General features: G+C 69.3%; 15 protein-coding genes and 1 pseudogene. 1 reads left to right on the forward strand and 15 read right to left on the reverse strand.

Annotated elements, in window-relative coordinates; genetic code table 11:
* The 9 genes and pseudogenes from ABIE41_RS20700 to ABIE41_RS20740 all read right to left on the reverse strand — a co-directional run bounded on the left by ABIE41_RS20700 (position 1) and on the right by ABIE41_RS20740 (position 9,148).
* Positions 1 to 396 (reverse strand): carboxymuconolactone decarboxylase family protein, encoded by a 396-nt coding sequence (locus tag ABIE41_RS20700; protein WP_192642119.1) that lies wholly within the window; start codon positions 394 to 396, stop codon positions 1 to 3.
* A gap of 37 nt (positions 397 to 433) precedes the next feature.
* Positions 434 to 1,153, reverse strand: coding sequence for an ABC transporter ATP-binding protein (locus tag ABIE41_RS20705; RefSeq protein ID WP_192642120.1), 720 nt, complete (start codon positions 1,151 to 1,153; stop codon positions 434 to 436).
* A 10-nt stretch (positions 1,154 to 1,163) separates the two neighbouring features.
* Positions 1,164 to 1,886 carry an ABC transporter ATP-binding protein gene (locus tag ABIE41_RS20710; protein WP_192642121.1) on the reverse strand — a complete coding sequence of 241 codons (723 nt, stop codon included), beginning with the start codon at positions 1,884 to 1,886 and terminating at the stop codon, positions 1,164 to 1,166.
* A complete protein-coding gene (locus tag ABIE41_RS20715) occupies positions 1,886 to 2,407 on the reverse strand; it encodes a branched-chain amino acid ABC transporter permease (RefSeq protein WP_354192991.1) in 522 nt (173 codons plus the stop codon). Before ABIE41_RS20715 ends, ABIE41_RS20710 begins: the two co-directional genes overlap by 1 nt.
* Positions 2,408 to 2,495: 88 nt before the next feature.
* Positions 2,496 to 2,870: pseudogene (locus tag ABIE41_RS20720) on the reverse strand (ABC transporter permease subunit); the annotation flags it as partial.
* Positions 2,867 to 3,727 (reverse strand): branched-chain amino acid ABC transporter permease, encoded by an 861-nt coding sequence (locus tag ABIE41_RS20725; protein ID WP_192642123.1) that lies wholly within the window; start codon positions 3,725 to 3,727, stop codon positions 2,867 to 2,869. The gene ABIE41_RS20725 and the pseudogene ABIE41_RS20720, both read right to left, overlap by 4 nt.
* Before the next feature lie 40 nt (positions 3,728 to 3,767).
* Entirely contained in the window at positions 3,768 to 4,976 is a 1,209-nt protein-coding gene (locus ABIE41_RS20730) for an ABC transporter substrate-binding protein (protein ID WP_192642124.1), read from the reverse strand.
* A gap of 174 nt (positions 4,977 to 5,150) precedes the next feature.
* Complete coding sequence (locus tag ABIE41_RS20735; protein ID WP_192642125.1) at positions 5,151 to 7,553, reverse strand: YbcC family protein; 2,403 nt, start codon at positions 7,551 to 7,553, stop codon at positions 5,151 to 5,153.
* Positions 7,550 to 9,148 (reverse strand): NADH-quinone oxidoreductase subunit L, encoded by a 1,599-nt coding sequence (locus ABIE41_RS20740; RefSeq protein WP_465247096.1) that lies wholly within the window; start codon positions 9,146 to 9,148, stop codon positions 7,550 to 7,552. Before ABIE41_RS20740 ends, ABIE41_RS20735 begins: the two co-directional genes overlap by 4 nt.
* A gap of 88 nt (positions 9,149 to 9,236) precedes the next feature.
* On the opposite strand from ABIE41_RS20740, the gene ABIE41_RS20745 reads away from it, so the two are divergent.
* Positions 9,237 to 10,112, forward strand: a complete 876-nt coding sequence (locus tag ABIE41_RS20745; protein ID WP_192642126.1) for a LysR family transcriptional regulator — start codon at positions 9,237 to 9,239, stop codon at positions 10,110 to 10,112.
* A 40-nt stretch (positions 10,113 to 10,152) separates the two neighbouring features.
* Here ABIE41_RS20745 and ABIE41_RS20750 read toward each other — a convergent pair whose 3' ends face one another.
* From ABIE41_RS20750 to ABIE41_RS20775, 6 genes are all read right to left on the reverse strand, one after another.
* Entirely contained in the window at positions 10,153 to 12,033 is a 1,881-nt protein-coding gene (locus ABIE41_RS20750; protein ID WP_192642127.1) for a TRAP transporter large permease, read from the reverse strand.
* Between the two features lie 73 nt (positions 12,034 to 12,106).
* Positions 12,107 to 13,126: a TRAP transporter substrate-binding protein gene (locus tag ABIE41_RS20755; RefSeq protein ID WP_192642128.1), complete on the reverse strand. Its 1,020-nt coding sequence runs from the start codon at positions 13,124 to 13,126 to the stop codon at positions 12,107 to 12,109.
* A gap of 40 nt (positions 13,127 to 13,166) precedes the next feature.
* Positions 13,167 to 13,952 (reverse strand): SDR family NAD(P)-dependent oxidoreductase, encoded by a 786-nt coding sequence (locus ABIE41_RS20760; protein ID WP_192642129.1) that lies wholly within the window; start codon positions 13,950 to 13,952, stop codon positions 13,167 to 13,169.
* Positions 13,953 to 13,978: 26 nt separating this feature from the next.
* A complete protein-coding gene (locus ABIE41_RS20765) occupies positions 13,979 to 15,349 on the reverse strand; it encodes a four-carbon acid sugar kinase family protein (RefSeq protein ID WP_192642130.1) in 1,371 nt (456 codons plus the stop codon).
* Positions 15,346 to 16,605: a ribulose-bisphosphate carboxylase large subunit family protein gene (locus ABIE41_RS20770; protein WP_192642131.1), complete on the reverse strand. Its 1,260-nt coding sequence runs from the start codon at positions 16,603 to 16,605 to the stop codon at positions 15,346 to 15,348. Before ABIE41_RS20770 ends, ABIE41_RS20765 begins: the two co-directional genes overlap by 4 nt.
* Before the next feature lie 13 nt (positions 16,606 to 16,618).
* Positions 16,619 to 17,413, reverse strand: coding sequence for an SDR family NAD(P)-dependent oxidoreductase (locus ABIE41_RS20775; RefSeq protein ID WP_192642132.1), 795 nt, complete (start codon positions 17,411 to 17,413; stop codon positions 16,619 to 16,621).
* Positions 17,414 to 17,535 lie beyond the last annotated feature (122 nt).

Genomic DNA, 17,535 nt, shown 5'->3' on the forward strand with positions numbered 1-17,535 from the left:
TCACTTGTCGGCCGGAACGGCTCCCTCGGCCTTCAGCACCTCATGGGCCGCCTTGAAGGCGTCGAGGCCGGCCGGGATGCCGCAATAGACGGTCGCGTGGAGCAGGATTTCCTTGATCTCGTCGACGGTGACGCCATTGGCGAGCGCGCCCTTGACGTGGAGCTTGAGCTCGGCCGGCTTGCCGAGCGCGGTCAGCATGGCGAGGTTCAGCATCGAGCGCGTCTTGTGCTCGAGGCCCGGCCGCGTCCAGGCATAGCCCCAGCACCATTCGGTGGTGATGTTCTGGAAGGCCATCATGAAGTCGTCGGCCTTGGCGAGGCTGCCATCGACATAGTCGGTGCCGAGCACCTTGCGGCGGACTTCGAGGCCCTTGTTGAACTGATCACTGTGCGACATCGGCCTTGATCCCTTTCGTGGTGGTGTTCGGTGGTCCTCAGAGCCCGAGATAGGCGCTTCGGACGGCGTCGTTTCCGGAGAGTTCCGCGCTCGTACCCGACAGCACGACCCGGCCGCTCTCCAGCACATAGCCACGCCCGGCGACGGAGAGCGCCAGCGTGGTGTTCTGCTCGACCAGCAGGATGGATGTGCCCGTCCTGCTGACGGCCAGGAAGGTGTCGTGGAGTTCGTCGACGATCTTCGGCGCGAGGCCGTGGCTCGGCTCGTCGAGCAGAAGCAGCCGCGGCTGGAGCATCAGCGCCCGCCCGATCGCGACCATCTGCTGCTCGCCGCCCGAGAGCGTGCCGGCGAGCTGTCCGAGCCGCTCGCGCAGCCGGGGAAACATCGTTAGCACCCGGTCGCGCCGCACCGCGAGATCGCTGGCGGAGCGCACCGCATAGGCGCCGAGCATGACGTTCTCCTCGACCGTCATCTCGGGGAAGACATGGCGACCTTCCGGCACATGCGCGATGCCGAGCGCCGGGATTGCATGGGAGGGCCGGCCGACGAGTTCGGTGCCGTCGAAGCGGATGCTGCCGCGAGCGGAGACGAGCCCCGAGATCGTACGCAGCAGCGTGCTCTTGCCCGCCGTGTTGGCGCCGATCACGCAGACGAACTCGCCCGCGCCGACCGCGATCGAGACATCGTGGAGCACGTCGAGGCCGCCATAGCCGGCGTTCAGCCCGGCGATCGAAAGAAGCGGAGACTGGCTCGTCATCGCACCCTCCTCACGCCGCCGACCGGCCGAGATAGGCTTCGATCACGGCCGGATCGCGCGCGATCTCGGCCGGCGTGCCGGTGGCGATCCTCTGGCCGAAATTCAGCACGACCAGCCGGTCGCAGAGCGCCATGATCGCGCGCATGTGGTGCTCGACCACGACCAGCGTCAGCCCCTCCGCGCGCAGCTGGCGCAGCAGCGCCATGAAGGCGTCCATCTCGGCATGGTTGAGCGCCGCCATCGCCTCGTCGAGCAGCAGGACCCGCGGCTCGGTGCAGAGCGCGCGCGCCACCTCGACGCGGGCCCGCTCCGGAAAGGAGAGATCGCGCGCGAGCTTGCCGGCGATCGCGCCGATGCCGACCCGCTCGAGGCAGCGCCTGGCCAGTTCGCGGGCCTCGGGAATCGCATGGCGCATCAGCCCGCCGGTCAGGACATTGTCGAGGACCGTCGAGTCGAGGAAGAGCGCGACGTTCTGGAAGGTCTTGACCATGCCCGCCGCGGCGATCTTGTGCGGCTTGAGGCCGACGAGGTCACAACCGTCGAGCCGGATCGTGCCGGAATCGGGCCGGTGCAGGCCGACCAGCGTCGAGAACAGCGTCGTCTTGCCGGCGCCATTGGGGCCGATCAGCCCGAGGATCTCGCCCGGCGCCACGGACAGCGACACATCCGACAAGGCCTGCAGCCCGCCGAAGCGCTTGCCGAGCCCGGTGACCTGGAGCAGAGGGGCGACCATCAGCGTTCCTCCCGGCGCAGCAGGCGCCGGATCCGCGGGCCGATCGCCATGAAGCCGCGCGGCTCGACCAGGATGACGAGGATCAGCAGCACACCAAAGACCAGTTGCGACAGCCCGGCCGCCTGGGCGGAGAAGACCTGATTGGCGATCTCCTCCAGCGGGATGACGAAGAAGGCGCCGAGGATCGGGCCCGCCGCCGTGCCGATGCCACCGACGATGGCGATCATCGCCATCCGCACCGAGATCGAGGCGACGCCGAAGACGGTGTCGGGATCGAAAAAGAACTGGAACTGGGCGTAGAGCGTGCCGAGCGCCGCTGTCAGCGCGCCCGAGATCACCGCCGCGACGATCTTGGTGCGGGTGGTGTCGACGCCGATGACCTCGGCCGCGTCGGCATTCTCCTTGATCGCCCGCAGGCGATAGCCGAGGCGGCTGCGCTTGATCGCGATGAAGATCAGCGTCACCACGACGAGCGCCCCCAGCATCAGCCAGTAGGAGGCGCGCGTATCGGCAAACTGCATCAGGCCGAGGGCTCGGCTTGGCGAAGGGGATGGAGATGCCGACGGGCCCGCCGGTCAGACCGCCCCAGCTGTTGGCGACGACGCGCATCACCTCGCCAAAGGCGAGCGTCGCCAGGGCGAAGTAGTGACCGCGCAGCCGCATCGTCGGCAGGCTGATCAGCAGGGCGGCAAGCCCGCCCAGCACCGCCGCCGCGACCATGCCGAGCCAAGGCGTCATGCCGAAATGGATCAAAAGCAGCGTCGAGGTGTAGGCGCCGATGCCGAAGAAGGCGGCGTGGCCGAGCGAAATCTGGTTGGCGAGGCCGGCGACGATGTTCCAGGCCTGCGCCATGGCGGCGAAAAGCAGCGCCAGGCAGAGGATGCGGATGCCGTAGCCGCGCGGCTCGAAGGCGAAAGGCAGGGCGATGGCGAGTGCCGCCAGCAGCGCGAGGCCGGCCGCCTGCCGAACGGACGGCGCGTTCATCGGGCCGCCCCCAGCAGGCCCTTCGGCCGGAAGGCCAGCACCGCGATGAAGACGACGAAGAGGACGAGGTTCTGCAGCTGGATCGGGAAGACCAGCGCCGAGAGCGACTGGATGATGCCGACGGCGAGACCGCCGACCACCGCGCCCGCGACCGAGCCCAGCCCGCCCAGCACCACCACGGTGAACATCAGCACGGCGAATTGCGTGCCGACCGTGGGCGAGGCCGTCAGATAGGGCAGGATCACCGCCCCGCCGAAAGCGGTGAGCCCGACGCCAAGCGCGAAGGCGAGCATGTGCATGCGGTCGGCGTCGATGCCCATCAGCCGCGCGGCCATCGGATCCTGCGCCGTGGCGCGCATGGCGCGGCCAAACCAGCTCGACTTCAGGAAGAGCCAGAGCGCCAGCCCCGAGGCCACCGACATGGCGAAGGCGGCGAGATAGGGCACCGAGATGAAAAGCGGCCCGAGTTGCAGCGACGAGGTCTGGTAGGGCGTCGAGACCGAGCGGAAGCCCGATCCGAACATGAGGAGCGCGGCGTTCTCCAGCACGATCAGCAGGCCGACGGTGAGGAAGATCTGCGCCACCTCGGGTGCCTTAAGCACGCGCTTGATCAGCACGCGCTGGATCGCGGCGCCGAGCACGAACACCACGGCGAAGGCGAGCGGTGCCGCCAGCAGCGGATCGAGCCCGAGCCAGGCCCAGGCATAGTACGCCACGAACATGCCGAGCATCAGGAACTCCGCCTGCGCGAAGTTCACGATGCCCATCACGCCGAAGACCAGCGTCAGGCCGATCGAGATGACGGCGTAGACACCGCCGATCATCAAGCCGTCCAGGATGGCCTGAACCACCGCCATAGCCGTCTCTCTCCCCTGCCCGGCCCGACCGCCTTTCGGCTCAGCCGCCCCAGACAGCCTTTGCCTTGGCGACGTCGGCGGGCCAGACGGTGACGAGCTCCTTGTTGCGCCACTGGACCATGACGGGGACGGAGAGCGTGTTGAGGCCAGTCTTGTCGAACTGGACGGCGCCGCCCGTCATGGCCTTGTTCCAGCCGCCCTCGAAGCGGGCGCCCTGCAGGGCCTTGCGCAAATCCTCGGGCTTGGCCGACTTGGCCTTCTCCATCGCCTGGGCCAGCACGTCCATGCAGACGGCGTGCTCCAGCGCTTCATGGACCATGAAGTAGCCGAAACGCTTGCGGAACCGCTCGGTCAGCTCCGGCGCAAGGTCGTAATTGGCCGGCGAGATCGAGAGGACGCCCTCGGCGAATTCGCCCAGCCCCTTCTCGAAATCGGGGATGACGTAGCCGGCGGCGCCGCCGATGGCGGGGATGGTGATGCGCTGCTGGCGCATCGCGCGGATGATCTGCAGGGAATCATTGAGATAGGAGACCGGGAACACCGCCTGGGCACCCGAGGCGCGCAGCTTGTTGATCAGCGGCGTGACGTCGGTGATGCCCAGCGGATAGGCGTCGTCCATGACGATCTGGACGCCGGCCGCCTTGGCGCCCTCGCGCAGGCCGCCGGCCTGCGAGGTGCCATAGGCCGTGTCCTCATACATGATGGCGATGCGCTCGAGCTTCTGGCCGGCACTCGCGGCGATGGCGGCCGTGCCGTCGAACTGCGCCTTGCCGATCACCGAGGCCTTGGCGACGACCTGGAAGATGTTCTCGAAGCCGCGCCCGGTGATCTGGTCCGAGAAGGACATGGTCAGCAGCGGCACGCCACGACGCTCGGTGACCTCCGAGATCGCGATGGTCAGCGACGAGGCGAAGGCGCCGAGGATCGCCACGACATCGTTCTGGGTCAGCAGGCGCTGGGCGACATTGGCGGCGGTGGTCGGCGTCGAGGTCGAGTCGGCGATGACCAGATTGATGCGGGCCCCGCCGAGCGCCTTGATGCCGCCGGCGGCGTTGATCTCGTCAGCGACCAGTTCGATGCCGTTACGCGAATTGATCCCGAACTGGGCGTTGGCCCCCGACAGCGGCAGAATGACGCCGACATTGACGGCCTTGCCCTGGGCGACAGCGTCCCGGACGACATAGGGCGCGGCGATGGCACCGGCGGCGCCGAGCATCAGGCCACGGCGAGTGGGCGACAGCTTGATCATCTCTTCCTCCACGATCTGCCTTCTGCGGGCATCAGCGGAGACAGGCATCCCATAGTCGTCGGCGCCCTGTCAACTGATTGACAGATTGTCTGACAACCGGTGAGGCGATCAAGTGCGGCGGCCTGTATTGCGGGCTGACAGGCCTGCCGGCGCGGCGTTGCCGCGCCGCGCGGATCAGGCGGCCAGGACCGCCGGGCCGGGCGCCGGGTCGAGATCGGCCCAGCCGTCGCGGGCGTGATAGCGGGCGGCGACCTGCCCGGCATCGTCCATCGCGAAGAGCGCGAGCCAGCCCTGATCGAACAGCGCCCGCAGATTGGGGTGCTTTTCGAGCACGCCAAGGATCGCCTCGCGCGGGGCGGCGATGACGACGGAGAGGCGCAGCGGCTCGTGCATCAGCCGCTCGCCGTCATGGACGGACTGCCAGGGCAGGCCGCCGCGCAGCACGCCGCCATTGCCCTCGAAGACGCCGATCCCGCCGACGACGTTGTGCAGCAGCTTGTTGCCGGCACCGAAGGCCGCCGGGGCGACGGCGGAGCCGTAATACTGCAGGCTGATCCAGCTCGCGACGACGACGGGCGCCGTCAGGATCAGCTCGAGCACCTTGAACCCGCTGTCGGCGCGCCAGTCATAGCTGTGCAGGAAGGCGCGCCCGGCCAGGGAGGCCCCCGCCGTGTGCCGGCGCGGGGCGGCGATGAAGGCCTTGCAGCCGGCCAGCCCCCATTCCGGCCGCACCTGCGCCCAGTCCTGGCCACGCCGGGCGACGTCGCCCTCGCCGGCAGCACCTGGCAGGCGCAGAGCGCGCTCGGTGCGGGCGAGCCGTCCGGCCGAGGCCAGCAGCGAATCCAGCCTGGCGAGGTCGGCAGCGTGCGAGGGCGACAGCGCCGCCCGGTCGAACAGCGTGATCTCGTCGCTGACCGTGTCGTGCAGCCCGGCGACGAAGCGCGTATCGGCCGGGACGTCGATCCCCTGCGCCGCGAGCCCGATCCGGACCTCGTCGTCGTTCAGCAGCCCGGCCAGCAGGCGGGCGTTGACGTCGCCCGGGAAGCCGCCGCAGGCGCCGCATTGCAGGGCGCTGGCATGGGCGTTATTGACCAGCCGCGCGCCATGGCCGGCGAGCAGCACCAGCCGGGCGAAGCGCGAGGTCAGCGACATCGCCCGCAGGATCGTCGCCGCCATCTCGATGCGCTGCGCCGCCGTGAGCGAAGCGTCGAGCCGCGGCGCCGCCCGGTCGCCGTCCGGGCGGCGATCGGCCGTGACGGAGTCGTGGAAGAGCTTCCAGAGATAGAGCGGCCCGCTGGCCTCGACGAAGGCGAAGGAGGAGACCGCGGCGCGCTTGAAGCGGCCCCAGGCGCGCCTGGCGCGAGCACCGATGCGCTGCTTCTCCTCCGCGGCCTCGCCGGGCACGTCGCAGGTAAAGGAGCTAACGCCGGGCTTTAGGAGGACCGGCAGCCGCGCCTCGCCGCCCACCGAACCGAGCCGGCGATGCGAGACGCCGATGCCGAAGAAGCCGGCGAAGCCCAGCGTCTCCGTGCCCGGATCAAGCGATTCCAGTGTGCGGCGGATGATCTCGGAGCGGACGTCGATGCAGAAGGCAGCCTGCACCGAGGGGCGCGCGGCCGGCTCCTTTTGCGAGACGGCCGGCCTCCAGGCCGCGAAGAAGCGGCGCTGCGCGGCGCGATCATAGGCCTCCTGCAGCAGCGCGTCGATGATCTGGTCGGTGCTCGGCTCGACCGGTGCGGCATGGGCATCGATCGCCTGCCGCCAGGGCTCGGCGATCTGCCGCCCGAACTGCGCCTGCAGGGCTGCCTCGAAGGCGAGCGCGATCGCGAGCAGGTCGGTGATGGTCTGGTCGGTGCCGCCGTCGCGCTCGGCCTGCCAGTGCAGCTGGCGGGCATATTGCGCCCAGCCGCCGAGCCCGGTCAGGAGCGTGGTGAAATAGCTCTCGGCCGCGGCCTGCGGCAGGCCGAGCGCAAGGCTTGCGCGCCGGATCGCTGCCGGTGCCGCCAGCGGCTCCCGCGAGATGCGCAGACAGAAGCCCTTCAGCCCCGCGATCTCGGGCGAAAGGTCCTGCGTCGCGAAGGCGCGCCAGGATTCATAGGCGCCGGTCGCGATAGTCTTGGGCCACATCGCCTGGCCAAGATCGAAATGGCCCGAGGCCCATGCACCGATCCGGTCCGCGATAAAGCCAGGCCAGTCGATGCCGGTGGCGTCGGCGCAGAGCGCGGCGACGGTCGGGATCGCGGCGACAGGCGCCGGGTCCTCTGCGAGGGCCGCCTCGACCGTCGCGAGACCGGGCGCATCCGGATCGTCGGCGACGGCAGCGGCCAGATCAGCCGGCGTGATCTCTCCCGCCCGCCAGCGCTCCCGGTAGAAGCTGCGCGGCATGGTGACGGGGATTCCTCCGGCCCTGCCAAGGCGGGCCGCCGCACCGGGCAGCGTTTCCCCGGCGAGACCGAGGAAGGGGTTCACCGCGACGGAGGCCGAGAGGGGCCAGAGCGGCGGGATGATGCGGGCGGCGCGATCGGCCTGCGCCATCAGGGCTGCCTGCAGGGCGTCCTGTCCGGGCTGCGCGTTCATGACGGGCTCCTTTCGCTGGTCGGGAGAGATGGTCTGGGCTGCGCCCAGCCACCGGTGAGACGGTCGAAGATGGCGTTGCCGTAGAAGCCGTTGGCGAGATGAACGCGCAGCCCGGCCAGGGCGGGGTGGCCGGCCCAGTGCGGAAACAGCGCCTGGGCGAAGGCGACGCCGCCGAAGGAGAGCAGCGTCAGCACGATCAGCGCCCATTCCAGCGCGGTGGGCGGCGGGATCGGCGGCAGAGTCGCCGAGGTCAGCCACTGCGCGAAGCGCTGGAGCAGGAAGTAGGAGAGCGAGGCGGCGATGGCCGCCGCCGATGTCCGCAGGGTGAGCGCGCGTGGAGCGGCGTCGGCGAGGCCCTGCGCGATCAGATAGGCGACGCCGAAGACGAGGATGGCGCCGAGAGCGATCGCCTGCGGCGACTTGTCGGCGAAGCCGAAGCCGAGCCCGAGCAGGGCGTAGAGCGCCAGCGCAAAGGCGAAGGCCTGCGCCACGACGCGAATGCTGGCGACCGCGACCGGCCCCGGGCGACGCGTGGCCGCGACCTGCTCCACCGCCCAGCCCGAGGAGAGGAAGGCATGGGCCTTGTAGAGGGAGTGGGCGACGATGTGCAGCAGCGCCAGCGGGAAGAGCGCCAGCCCGCATTGCAGCACCATGAAGCCCATCTGCGCCACCGTGGACCAGGCGAGCGACGTCTTGATCGCCGACTGGGTCAGCATCACCAGGCCACCCAGCAAGGCGGTGAAGCCACCGATCAGCACCAGCGCCGCCAGTGCGCCCGGCGTGGTCAGCAGCAGGTCGGCGAAGCGGATCAGCAGGAAGCCGCCGGCATTGATGATGCCGGCATGGAGCAGGGCCGAGACCGGCGTCGGCGCCTCCATCACCTCGACCAGCCAGCCATGGGCGGGGAACTGCGCCGATTTCAGCAGGGCCGCCGTCACCAGCAGCGCGACCGCCCAGCCCGTCCCGGCGGGCACTGGCCCACTGCGCGCCTGCGCCATGATCGCGCCGATGTCGCCGGTGCCGTAGCCCGCGAACAGGACGAGGCAGGCCAGCAGCAGAGCCGTATCCGCCAGCCGGGCGACGACGAATTTCTTGCGCGCCGCCCGCTGCGCCGCCGGGCGCGCGGGGTAGAACAGCAGCAGCCGGTGCAGGCAGAGGCTGGTCGCGATCCATGCTGCGAGCAGCTGCAGCAGGTTGCCGGCGCAGACGAGCAGGATCGCGGCGGCGAGCGTCGCGCAGATCCAGCCGGTGAAGCGCCTCTGGCCCGGTTCGCCGGTGAGATAGCTGCGGCTGAAGCGCAGGACGACCCAGCCGACGAAGGTGATCAGCAGCAGCATGGTCACACCGACGATGTCGAGGCGCGCCGAGAGGCCAAGGCCGCGTGGGGCAAGCAGCGTCAGCGTGGCGGGGCCCGACACAGCGAGCTGCACGGCCGCCACGAGAGCCACGACCAGCGCCAGCGCTGCGGCGATCTCCGCCAGAAGCCCCTGCCCCTTCGCCGAGAGCGCCTCGCGGCGCAGCAGGAACAGCGCCGTCGCAGCGAGGATGGCCGGGGCGAGAAGCGGGAGCGCGAGATGGGGCACGGCAGGGCTCACGGGCTGGTTGATCTCGCACCGCAATAACACCGGCCCCGATGCGCTAAAAATTCATTGTTTGCGCAGTTCCGTTCGCTATGATCGAACGATGTCCGGACTGAACTACAATCATCTGCGCTATTTCTGGATGGTCGCGCGGGAGGGGCATCTCGGCCGCGCGGCCCAGCGCCTCAACCTGACGCAGTCGGCCCTCTCCGTGCAGATCAAGCGGCTCGAGGAGCAGGTCGGGCACCGTCTGTTCGAGCGCGCCGGGCGGGGCCTGTTGCTGACCGAGGCCGGGCGGATCGCCCGCGATCATGCCGACATCATCTTCGCCACGGGGGACGATCTGCTCGGCACGCTGCGCGAAAGCGGCCTGTCGCGGCATGTGCTGCGCGTCGGTGCGCAGGCAACGCTGTCGCGCAATTTCCAGCTCGCCTTCCTGCGCCCGATCCTCGGGCGTCCGGATGTCGAGGTCGTGCTGAAGTCGGGCGCGACGCCGGAACTGCTGCGCGCGCTGGCCGCCCATCAGCTCGATGCGGTGCTGACCAACCAGCCGCCGGCCTCCGACCCTGAACGCGCCTTCCTCACCCACAAGCTCGCCGAGCAGCCGGTGAGCCTGGTCGGCCGGCGCGACCTCGTCGCGGAGACGGGCGATTTCGAGACCCTGCTCGCGCGGCATCCGGTGATCCTGCCGCCGCTGCATACGGGGCTGCGGGACGACATCGACGCGCTGATCGACCGCGCGGGCGTCACGCTGCAGATCGCCGCCGAGGTCGACGACATGGCGATGATGCGCCTGCTGGTGCGCGAGGGCGTGGGCTTGGGCGTGCTTCCACCCATCGTCATCCAGGACGAACTTGCGCAGGGGCTGCTCGCGATCGGGGCCTCGTTGCCCGGCATCGTCGAGCGCTTCTACGCGGTCACCGTCGCGCGCACCTTCCGCAACGTGCTGCTGCAGGACCTACTCGGGCAGCAGGGTTGAGGCGGGAGCCGGAGCGGCGCGAGGGCCGCCCCGGCATGCCTCAGATGAAAGCGATCGAGATCGCCGGGACCAGTGCGATGGCGAGCAGACCGAGCAGCAGCGCCCCGAGATAGAACCAGACCGTCTTCATCGCGGCGTCGGGATCGACCTTGCCGATCGAGCAGGCGATGTAGTGGCCGATGCCGATGGGCGGGGTGAACAGGCCGATATTCATCGAGACCACCACCACCATGGCGTAATGCACCGGGTGGATGCCGAGATCCTTGGCGATCGGGAACATCAGCGGCGCCAGCAGCACGATCGCCGGCAGGCCCTCGAGCAGGCAGCCCAGTGTCAGGAAGACCGCGATCGTCACCGCCATGTAGACGATCCAGCCGCCGGGAAGGCCCTTCATCACCGCAGCGAGATATTGCGCGAAGCCGGTCTGGGTTAGCACCCAGGCGGCGGCCGAGGCCGTGCCGAGGATGATCAGGATCGCGCCGGTCATGGCGGCGGTCTCGATCAGCATGCGGTAGATCTGCGCGGCCTTGAGCCCGCCATAGAGGATCATGCCCACGATCAGGGCGTAGACCACGGCGATGGTGGAGACTTCGGTGGCCGTCGCAACGCCCTCCGTCACCGCGCCCCGGACGAGGAAGGGCAGGACAAGCGCGGGCGCGGCGACCACCAGCGCCTTGCCGATCAGTGCGAGCGGGGCGCGGCGCACCCCTTCCAGCGCCTCGCCCCGCGCCTTCCAGCGGGCGGCCAGGGCGAGAATCAGCAGCAGGAAGAAGGCGACGACGAAGCCGCTGGCAAACAGCGCCGCGATCGAGATGCCAGCGACGGAGCCGATGACGATGAGCACGATCGAGGGCGGCACCGTGTCGGCCATGATCGCGCCCGTCCCGAGCAGGGCGACCATCTCCTCGGGCTTGTTGCCGCGGCGCTTCATCTCCGGGAACAGCGCCGGCGCCACAGTGGCCATATCCGAGACTTTCGAGCCGGAGATGCCGGAGACGAGATAGAGCGAACCGAGCATGACATAGGACATGCCGGCCCGAACATGGCCGAACATCGAGGCGAGGAAATCGACGATCGCCTTGCCCATGCCCGTTGCATCGAGGATGCAGCCCAGCAGCACGAAGACCGGCACCGAAAGCAGGATCAGGCTCGACATGCCCTCGTCCATGCGTCCGACGATCACCGTGACCGGCAGCTTGGTCGAGAAGACGAGGAAGGCCATCGCGCCGGCGCCGAAGCAGAAGGCGATCGGCACGCCCATGGCGAGGCAGAGCGCGATGACGCCGACCAGCAGGATCAGGATATTGGCCTTGCCGAGTCCGGCGAGCACCGGCGAGAGCAGCCAGAGCAGGCCGATGGTGGCCGCCACCAGCACAACCGCGGTCACGAGGTCGCGGCGCGGCGCCTCGGTCCAGAGTTTCACCGCCAGCACGAAGAGCATCAGCCCGATGCCGATCGGGATGCCGGCGATGCGCCAGGCGGTGGAGATGTTGAGCGCCGGCGAGGTCACGGGGAACTCGTCGATCCAGTGCTCGATGGCAGAGGGCAGCAGCGCGGCGAGGAAGGCCCCGATGACGACGAGGCCGGTCGTCTCCAGCAGCGAGCGGGCGCGCGGGCCGATCGCATTGATCACCAGCGCCAGGCGCAGATGCTCGCCGCGGTCGATGGCGATGACCGCGCCGAGCATGACGATCCAGAGGAACAGGAAGGACGCGATCTCGTCGGCCGCCGTGATCGGCGACGACAGGACATAGCGCCAGAACACCGCGACGAGGACGAGGCCGATCAGCCCGACCAGCAGCAGGGCCGCGAAGGCCTCCAGCGGCGCCATCAGGAAGCGCAGCCGCGCGCTGGGTCGCGGCGGGACCTGCTCCTCGATGGCGAAGGCCTGGGTTTCGCTGATCGGCGTTGCGTCTGTCATCGCTGCCTCGCTGGGGATGGACGCGGAAAAAATCGGTCGCGCCTATTTGGGCGCGGCCGAAACGGGATCGGCGTCAGGCGAGTTTGCCGACGGCCTCTTCGAGCAGGGCCCAGGGCTCGTCACCGAACTTGCCGCGCCACTCCTTGTAGAAGCCGGCCTGCGACAAAGCCTCGCGGAAGGGCGCCGGATTGACCTCGTTGAAGATCATGCCGGCGGCGGCGAGGTCCTTCTGCAAGGCGATGTTCTGCGCGGCGACATCGGTCCGCTCCGCTTCGCAGGCGCTGTTCAGGATGCGGCTGACAGTCGCCTGGATGTCGGCCGGCACCTGGCCCCAGGAGCGGCGGTTGATCAGGAACCACCAGCCGTCCCACATATGGTTGGTGACGGAGCAGTATTTCTGCACCTCGAAGAGCTTGGCTGCCGAGATGATCGCCGGCGGGTTCTCCTGCCCGTCGACCACCTTGGTCTGAAGCGCCGAATAGACCTCGGCGAAGTTCAGCCCCGTCGGCGAGGCGCCGAGCGACTTGAACAGTGAGAGCCAGAGCGCACTGACCGGCACGCGGATCTTCATGTTCTTCAGGTCTTCCGGCTGGACGATCGGCCGCGAGCTGTTGGTGATCATCCGGAAGCCGTTGTCCCAGATCTTGTCCATGACGACGAAGCCACCACGGGTGATCTGCTGGCGCAGATGGGCGCCGAGCTTGCCGTCCATCGCGCTCCAGAGCGCCGGATAGTCCTTGAAGGCGAAACCGACGCCGGAGATTGCGGCGGCGGGAATGATCGTCGAGAGCACGTTGACGCCCGAATTCAGGAAGCATTCGAGCGCGCCCGAGCGCAGCTGCGAGAGCATGTCGGAATCGGCGCCGAGCTGGTTGTTCGGGAAGAGCTGGAACTCGAACTTGCCGTTGGTCTGCTCCTTCACCTGCTCCGCCGCCTTGGTGAGGTGGACGTTGAGCGGGTGCGAGGCGGGCACATTGGTGCCGATCTTGAACGTATGCTCGGCAGCATGGGCATAGCGCAGCGGCAGGGCCGTGGAGATCGCGCCCGCACCCGCGAGGGTGGCGAAGCGGCGGCGGCTGATCGTGAGCGTCATCGTTGTAACCTCCCGTTTGTTTTTTGATGGAGTGGGCCGTTCAGGCCGTCGGCGACGCCGCCTTGTCGCCGCGGAACATCAGTCCCGCCTCGCGGAAGCCGCCATCGACATTGAGGGTGTGGCCGTGGACGTAGCGGGCCTCGTCCGAGCAGAGGAAGACCGCCGCGTCGGCGATCTCCTCCGGCGTGCCATAGCGCGTCATCGGGATGAGGTAGTTGTAGGCGGCGCGGGTCGCGGCATCATGGGCGAACTTCGCCATCTCGGTCTCGATGGCGCCGGGCGCGATGTTGTTGACGTTGATGCCGTATTCCGCGAGTTCGACCGCCATCACCTTGGTCAGCAGTTCGAGGCCCGCCTTCGCCGCGCCATAGGCGCCGCGGCCATGGCCGCCGCGCTGGCCCGAGAGCGACGCGATGTTGATGATCTTGCCGGAGCGCTGCTTCGCCATCACCCGGGCACAGGCCTGGGCGACGAAGAAGGCGCCCGTCAGGTTGATCGAGATGGTGCGGTTCCAGGTCTCCGCGTCGATTTCCAGAAACGGCGTGTTGCCGCCGATGCCGGCATTGTTGACGAGAATGTCGAGCCGGCCATAGCGGGCGACGATCGCCTCGATCAGTGCCGTCACGGACGCCTGATCGGCAACGTCGACCGCCGCGGCCATGCCTTCGGGCGCTCCGAGACCGGCCAGCGCCTGGCGGGCACCCTCCTCGTTGATGTCGGCGAGCACCGGAACGGCTCCCTGCGCCGTCAGCGCACGAGCGATGGCGAGGCCGATGCCGCGCGCGCCGCCGGTGACCAGGGCGATCTTGCCTTCGAGCCTGCGCATTGCGTCCGTTCCCATTCCTGGCCCGTTCATGCGGCACCGCCCTGGCGAACCGCGTCGAAGAAATCGTCCCCGCCGACCTGGCCGCCCTTGAGCACCAGCTCGAGCCCGTCCCGTTCCGGCTGGGGCGCATGGGCGCGGCAGAGCGGTGAGCCGGGCGCCATCGGCGCGATGGCCGTCAGCGCATCGATGCCGAGTTGGGCTGCCGCATGGCTCGAGGTGTCGCCGCCCGAGATCACCGCGCGCGTCAGGCGGGTCTCGCGAAGCACGCGATCGAGAATGGTGCCGAGCGCCGCGCCGATCCGGTCGTTGACCGCCTCGATCGTGAGGCCTGCAACAGCCACCGCCTCGCGCAGCCGCGCCACCGCCGGATCGTCCGGCCCCTGGGCTGAGAAGACGAGCGGGCTTTGGCCTTCCGCCAGCGCCGCCAGCGCGCGCTGGGTGGCAGTCTCGATCTCGCTCTCCCAGGCACGGGAATCGACCGCGTGCTCGGGCGCGATGCGGATCGGCGCAAAGCCCCGCTCCTGCGCCGTGGCGATCTGGCGGGCGGTGACCGGCGAAACCGAGCCCGAGACGACGGCGATCTGCGCGACGGCTCCCGGCGAAGCCAGGGCGGGTGCCGCAGGCAGCAGGCCCGCGGCGCGCCAATGCGCCACGAGCGCCGCCTCGACGCCCTGCGAGCCGATGGCGAAACAGGGCTGCCCCCCGCGCTGCCAGAGGAGGCGGCCCGCCTCCTCCAGGGTCTGCGCATCCATGACGTCGATCGAGACGATGGCTGCGCCCTCCGCGAGGGCGGCGTCCAGCGCAGCGTCACCCGCGCCCCGCTTCATCGCGACGAAATCGACGAGGCCGATGGGCAACTGCGTCTGGCGCGCGAGATGGCGGCCGAGATCGGCCTCGTCCATCGGCGTCACCGGGTGGCGCGCCATGACGGGATGCCGGTCGAGCCGGTAGCCGCGGCCATGGGCGAGCGCGAAGAGATGGCCGAAGCTCTGGAAGCGGCCCATGCCGGGCTCGCCGACGACGAGCGGAATCCAGCCGTCGAAGACCCCCGCACCGATCTCCGCTGCCCGCCCGATCGAGCCGATATGGGGTGCGGAATCGAAGGTGGAGCAGACCTTGTAATGGAAGACGGGGGCTCCGAGCGCTTTCAGGCCGGCGAAGATCGGCGGCAGGTGCTCGTCCATCCAGGCCGGGCTGCGCGAGCGCGCGACACCGGCAATGCCGATGCCGCGACAGTGCCGGAAAGCGGACAGACGCTCCGCCGTCGGCGGGGCGAGGAACAGCACCGTCTCGAGCCCGGCGAAGGCGAGCGCCTCCATCGAGGCCGACGAGCCGGTGAAATCATCGCCGTAGAAGGCGACGAGCGGCCCCGCCGGGAGCGGGCGCGTCGCGCTCACGCCGCGATCTCCAGCGCCCGGCCGAGTTCGGGATGGGTACGCGCGTGCTCGGCCAGCGGGATTCCGGCGATTGCCGCCGCCCAAGCCTCGCGCAGCGAGCGCACACCTGCCGCAACGCCGTCGGGATGGGCCATCACGCCGCCGCCGGCCGTCATGATCAGGTCGGTGCTGCCGAGCGCGGCATAGGTGCCGTGCGCCTGCCGCGCCGTCTGGCCCGACGAGAAGACCGGCATGACCGTGCAGGGCTTGTCGGCGAACATCGGCGTCAGGCATTCGCGCGCCGAGGCGACGACGCTGTCGTCGGTCTCCGAGAACTTGTTGGAGAGCCCGTTGACATGCATGTGGTCGGCCCCCGCCAGACGCCAGAGCTTCTGCCAGGCGACATAGGACCAGCCCAACATCGGGTGGCGCGAGAGATAGCCCCAGCCATTGCGATGGGCGTGGATCGGCAGCTGTGCGAAGCGCCCCAGTTCGATCATCCCGACGAGGCCAACCGAGTTCAGGCTCGCCATCAGGCAGGTGGCGCCGTGGGCGAGCAGGGTGTCGTGGCGGCGGCGCATCTGGTCGAGATCGCCGGTCAGGTTGAAGGCGAACATCGGCTTACGGCCCGTGCGGTCGGCATGGCGCTCGACCACCGCCATCACCGCGGCGACGCGCTGGTCGAAGGGACAGGCCGGCCCGTCCGACTGCAACTCGTCGTCCTTGATGAAGTCGATTCCGGCGCCGCAGAGCTCGTCGACAAGCGCAGCGGTCGCGGCCGGATCGAGGCCGACGCTGGGCTTGATGATCGTGCCGATCAGCGGGCGGCCCTCCACCCCGGCGAGGCGCCGCGTGCCGGCGACGCCGAAACGCGGGCCGGGATAGGCCTCGCCGAAGGCCGCCGGCAGGCGGATGTCGAGGATCCGCAGGCCGCTGGCGCATTTCAGCTCGAACAGATTGCCGGCGACGGTGGCGACGAGGTTGGGCAGAGAGGGACCGATCGTGGCCAGCGGCCAGGACAGGGTGACGCGTGCCCGGGTGATGCGCTCATCCGGAGGGCTTGGAACATTGGAAGGCAGCGAGCGGCCCGGAACGTCACGCTCCAGGATCTCGAGCGCCACCACCCGTGCGGAGGCGCGCTCCTTCAGCTCCGGCGTCTCGCCGGGGATGGCGACGAAGGTGCCGCTCGATTGCTCGCCCGCCATGGTCTCGGCGGCGCGCGCGGGGTCGATGGGGGTCTCCAGCAGATAATCGGCCTCGAAGCGGTCCGTCAGCATCGATCGCGTCCTCTCAGGCCACGCGGCAGGTCAGGCCGCCATCGACCGGCAGCGCCACGCCGTTGATGTAGGCCGCTTCGTCGGAGGCGAGGAACAGCGCCGCATGGGCGATGTCCCAGGCCGTGCCCATCTTGCCCGTCGGGCTGGCGGCGTCGCGGGCCGCGATCATCTCTTCGGTGCTGGCATACTGCCCGGCGATCTGCTGGTGGATCAGCGGGGTGTTCATCATGCCCGGCATGATCGCGTTCACGCGGATGCCCTCGCGGGCATATTGCAGCGCCAGCCCCATGGTGAAGTTGTTCACAGCCGCCTTGGCCGCGTAATAGGCGCTGTAGGGATAGCCGGTGTAGCGGATCGCAGCGACCGAGGAGACATTGATGATCGCGCCCTTCTTCCGGGCGAGCATATGCGGCAGCACATGCTTGGCGGCGAGGAAGCAGGTGGTGACGTTGAGATCGAGCGTGCGGTGCCAGTCGGCCTCGTCGAGCTCGATCGGCCCGCCCATCCCGGCATAGCCGACATTGTTGTGCAGCACGTCGATCCGGCCATGGGCCGCGACGATGTCGGCGACCAGTGCAGCGACCTCGTCGGAGCGCGTGGCGTCGCAGGCATGGGCGCTGGCGCGGCCACCCTCGGCGGTGATGATGGCGACCGTCTCTTCAGCGGCAGCGCGGTTGACGTCGACACAGGCGACCTGGGCGCCCTCCCGGGCGAAGATAGCCGCCGTGGCCTTGCCATTGCCCCAGCCGGGCCCGACCGAGCCGGCACCGAAGACGATCGCGATCCTGTCCTGAAGCCGTCCGGCCATGCCTGCCTCCAGCCACGGCACCACGGCACCGCGGGAGCGGAGCCTGGAACACTCGGCGTTTCCTCTCGGCGGGCGTCTGACGGTCTCGACGGGGCGCCGCTCCGGCACCCCCTCTCCTCGCG

The sequence above is a fragment of the Bosea sp. OAE506 genome (genome assembly GCF_040546595.1).
Taxonomy (GTDB): domain Bacteria; phylum Pseudomonadota; class Alphaproteobacteria; order Rhizobiales; family Beijerinckiaceae; genus Allobosea.

Excerpts from the sequence above, each read along its gene's own strand:
- ABIE41_RS20700 (WP_192642119.1), bottom strand. The coding sequence starts at position 396 with ATGTCGCACAGTGATCAGTTCAACAAGGGCCTCGAAGTCCGCCGCAAG.
- ABIE41_RS20705 (WP_192642120.1), bottom strand. The coding sequence starts at position 1,153 with ATGACGAGCCAGTCTCCGCTTCTTTCGATCGCCGGGCTGAACGCCGGC.
- ABIE41_RS20710 (WP_192642121.1), bottom strand. The coding sequence starts at position 1,886 with ATGGTCGCCCCTCTGCTCCAGGTCACCGGGCTCGGCAAGCGCTTCGGC.
- ABIE41_RS20715 (WP_354192991.1), bottom strand. The coding sequence starts at position 2,407 with ATGCAGTTTGCCGATACGCGCGCCTCCTACTGGCTGATGCTGGGGGCG.
- ABIE41_RS20725 (WP_192642123.1), bottom strand. The coding sequence starts at position 3,727 with ATGGCGGTGGTTCAGGCCATCCTGGACGGCTTGATGATCGGCGGTGTC.
- ABIE41_RS20730 (WP_192642124.1), bottom strand. The coding sequence starts at position 4,976 with ATGATCAAGCTGTCGCCCACTCGCCGTGGCCTGATGCTCGGCGCCGCC.
- ABIE41_RS20735 (WP_192642125.1), bottom strand. The coding sequence starts at position 7,553 with ATGAACGCGCAGCCCGGACAGGACGCCCTGCAGGCAGCCCTGATGGCG.
- ABIE41_RS20745 (WP_192642126.1), top strand. The coding sequence starts at position 9,237 with ATGTCCGGACTGAACTACAATCATCTGCGCTATTTCTGGATGGTCGCG.
- ABIE41_RS20750 (WP_192642127.1), bottom strand. The coding sequence starts at position 12,033 with ATGACAGACGCAACGCCGATCAGCGAAACCCAGGCCTTCGCCATCGAG.
- ABIE41_RS20755 (WP_192642128.1), bottom strand. The coding sequence starts at position 13,126 with ATGACGCTCACGATCAGCCGCCGCCGCTTCGCCACCCTCGCGGGTGCG.
- ABIE41_RS20760 (WP_192642129.1), bottom strand. The coding sequence starts at position 13,952 with ATGCGCAGGCTCGAAGGCAAGATCGCCCTGGTCACCGGCGGCGCGCGC.
- ABIE41_RS20770 (WP_192642131.1), bottom strand. The coding sequence starts at position 16,605 with ATGCTGACGGACCGCTTCGAGGCCGATTATCTGCTGGAGACCCCCATC.
- ABIE41_RS20775 (WP_192642132.1), bottom strand. The coding sequence starts at position 17,413 with ATGGCCGGACGGCTTCAGGACAGGATCGCGATCGTCTTCGGTGCCGGC.